Source organism: Ignavibacteria bacterium (assembly GCA_016873845.1).
Classification (GTDB): Bacteria; Bacteroidota; Ignavibacteria; order Ch128b; family Ch128b; genus JAHJVF01.
Genome location: VGVX01000132.1, coordinates 1 through 3174 on the forward strand (window position 1 = coordinate 1; position 3174 = coordinate 3174).

4 protein-coding genes are annotated in these 3174 nt (G+C 37.6%); all 4 read right to left on the reverse strand.

Annotation, left to right across the window (positions count from 1 at the left end):
• Nucleotides 1-1334: MFS transporter (locus FJ213_13160; GenBank protein MBM4177100.1), on the reverse strand; the 1334-nt coding region annotated here is incomplete at its 3' end.
• Nucleotides 1335-1354: 20 nt separating this feature from the next.
• A complete protein-coding gene (gene narI, locus FJ213_13165) occupies nucleotides 1355-2080 on the reverse strand; it encodes a respiratory nitrate reductase subunit gamma (protein MBM4177101.1) in 726 nt (241 codons plus the stop codon).
• A 1-nt stretch (nucleotide 2081) separates the two neighbouring features.
• The gene (locus FJ213_13170) at nucleotides 2082-2660 is read right to left on the reverse strand and encodes a hypothetical protein (GenBank protein MBM4177102.1); all 579 of its coding nucleotides are present in this window, start codon (nucleotides 2658-2660) and stop codon (nucleotides 2082-2084) included.
• A 1-nt stretch (nucleotide 2661) separates the two neighbouring features.
• Nucleotides 2662-3174, reverse strand: a 513-nt coding sequence (gene narH / locus FJ213_13175; protein MBM4177103.1) for a nitrate reductase subunit beta, incomplete at its 5' end; no start/stop codon positions are given.

Sequence of the window (3174 nt, forward strand, 5' to 3'; positions counted from 1 at the left end):
CCCGCAATTTGCCCGGTCATTCTTCGTTTGATAAGCGGAATGATTGCAAATGTTGCTCCTTCAGCTCCTTGAACAAACATTGAGCAGAGGACAGTTATCGCTACTGCAATCCAAATAGGCCATGCAGAATTAATAAAAGCCATTCCAAAAAATCCTAATGCAATGCCAAGCATATACAAACTCATTATCAACTTTCGGTTTTTCATTAAGTCTGAGATCAATCCACCAAAGGGTCTAGCAAACAGATTTACAAAGGCAAATGAAGCGGCAATCAATCCAGCGAATTCGGGACTGATTGCAAACGTACTCTCAAAAAAAGCAGGAAGCATTGAAACTACAGCAAGCTCAGCACCGAAGTTAGCTATGTAAGTTGTATTCAATGCGGCAACACTGGTAAAAGGATATTTCTCTTCATCTGGAACACCTTTCTTCAAAACCGGCAAATTGACTTGAAGAGATTTTACCACATGAAAGATATATACAACTATTAGTAAAGCATAAATAAGGTATAGATAATCATCTGAGAGTAAGCTGATTTTGTCGCCAAAAGTATCTGTGATTTGGATTTTGCTGACCCTCCATGCCAGCAATCCCAATGCGCCTACCAACGGGAAAGACCAAATCAAATATTGAACAAGGTCGCTGTAAGATGTAACAATCAGCGGTTGAGTTTTTTTCGTCCCATAGAACTTTTCCCCTTTTGGTGTATCTCTTACAATGAAGTAGTAAACAAATCCATATATCAGCGCAACAATTCCATTAACAAATAAAGCCCATCTCCATCCATCGACCTTCATCCCGAACCAATTTTCCATCACTGTCAATGCGATCCATGGCAAAGTCATCGCTGCCCATGCAGAACCGAAATTTCCCCATCCGGCATAAAATCCTTCGGCTCTTCCTATCATTTTTGGCGGGAACCATTGAGAAATCATCCTAATGCCGATTACAAAACTTGCACCTATCATTCCCAAAACAAGTCGTGCTGTTAATAATTGCATAAAGCTATTTCCAAAAGCAAATACGAAGGTCGGAAATGACATTAATACAAGAAGTCCTGAAAAAACAATTCTCGGTCCATATTTATCAATTAAAGCCCCGACAATAATTCTTGCAGGAATAGTAAGAGCAACATTGCATATCGCTAAAATTTTTATGTGCTCGGGTGTCAGCCAATTCACTTCTCTCAGCATTGTAGTAGCGAGAGGTGCCATATTGAACCAAACATAAAACGAAATAAAAAATGCAATCCATGTATAATGCAAAACCCTGATTCTTTCCTGGCTGAAATCTACCAATTCAACTTTTCTAACTTTTAACAGAATGGAAAACATAAACGAAATTCCTTATTTGATTATATGACTGTTTTATCAGTTGACTGACGAATTAACCTTTTAATTCCATACCACCTGACCACTTGCGGCTTTCTCCACAAGTACGGGTTTGGAACGACCAAAGCATGCACGAGTCGAGTGAATGGGAAGAATGCAATTATCACAAAGGCACCTATGATGTGAACTTTTACCATCCAGGGCATTGCTGTTATATATGAAATATCTGGATTGAAAGTAATTAACGACCATAAATACGGAGTTGCAGTTGCTGCATACCAAGTCGATCCCCAGCTATGAAACACAGCAACAAACATTCCGCTTAAAACTTGTATTCCCAAAATAGTTAGCAGAATCCAATCTGCTGGACTCGTTACGATTTTCATTTTAGGTGTTGTAAATCTCCTGATAATTATGCTGGTTAAACCGATCAGCGTCAGCAAAGCAAAAACGAATGCAGCAATTTCGAGAATGTAGAGTCGAAGTGGCTCGTTGTTCCATGCAATGATTTCTCGTGGAATGAGAAATGCTACAAAGTGTCCTGTTAGAATTACTATTATTCCATAATGAAACGGAACTAATCCCCAGAAGTGCTGCTTGTTTTCAAGAAACTGCGATGAAAGACTGGAGTAAGTAAAACTCTGCATTAAATATCTTCTAATCGAAAACAAAATAAATACAACGAATGCTACGTATGGAAATACAATGAATAACAATTGATCTGTAAAAAATGGACTTACACTACTCATGTTAGATTACTCCTAATTCTGAAGTTCGGTTCACTTTAATTAGCATGCCAATAATGTTTAATAAACTTTCGTATGGATTATTTTTCCCTTCAAAAGTGTCGAGGATTTTATTCAGCGCTGGAACAATAAACATTTCTGAAAATTCAGTTTGTTCCTCTTTCTCCATTCTCCCTAAAGCTAAAAGGACGTGAGTGATGTGATCTGGAAGGTCAGCAGATTCTTCCACTGCTAATTCACGAAGAGTTTCTCTCATCTTTACAAGGAACGACCCTCTCTCATAAGTTTCGCCAAATAAATGCCAGCCGATTTCAAGACTGCTGACTGGATTAATATCAAAAGTCTGTGTGTAGAGTTCTTCCAGTTCTTCTCTGCATAGATTGATAACTGAAGAATAGAACAGTTCAAAGTTTTCATTTATCTTCTCAATGGTATCTTCAGACAAACGAAATGCTTGTTCAGCATCATTTTCAGATTTTAGATTAAGAAGATTAATTTTGAATTCATTTAAGAGTTTATGATAGTCCTCGCTCGGATATCTAATCAATTTAGAAAGACTATCGAAGATCTTTTTACTAATCATTTTATAAACCTCTTTCAGGTTTTTCTACAAATCCAAAACCGACAGCCTGCTTATGTTCATGCGGATCTTTCATCATTTCAATTGCTTCTTCTCGATGCATTGGAGGGATGACGAATCTATCGTCAAAGGTGCAGAGAGAAGTTAATTTATAAATCGCTTCTGCTTCTTCTTTCGTACAGTCAGCTTCAGTTAACATTTTTTCTGCAACGCTCAATGGAATATCACCAACAGTTAGCGCTCTTCGATAAGTTCGTACTGCTTTTTGTTTCTTAAGTGCATACAAAACTTTTCCTTGATGACCAGCTCCAAATAAATTCCCTAAAAATTGAAGAGGAACTCTCGATTCTTCAATGTCATGGAAGAAATTATCTGATACACTTTGAACTTTATCATCGTTTTTATTTGCCATGACTGGAGACATTGGCGGAACATAGAATAACATTGGGAGGGTTCTAAATTCAATATGAGGCGGGAGTGCTATTTTCCACTCTTTAACGAATTTATAGATTGGAGA

What these genes read in the sequence shown, in the direction of transcription:
- narI (MBM4177101.1), bottom strand. Translation starts at nt 2,080, where the DNA reads ATGAGTAGTGTAAGTCCATTTTTTACAGATCAATTGTTATTCATTGTA.
- FJ213_13170 (MBM4177102.1), bottom strand. Translation starts at nt 2,660, where the DNA reads ATGATTAGTAAAAAGATCTTCGATAGTCTTTCTAAATTGATTAGATAT.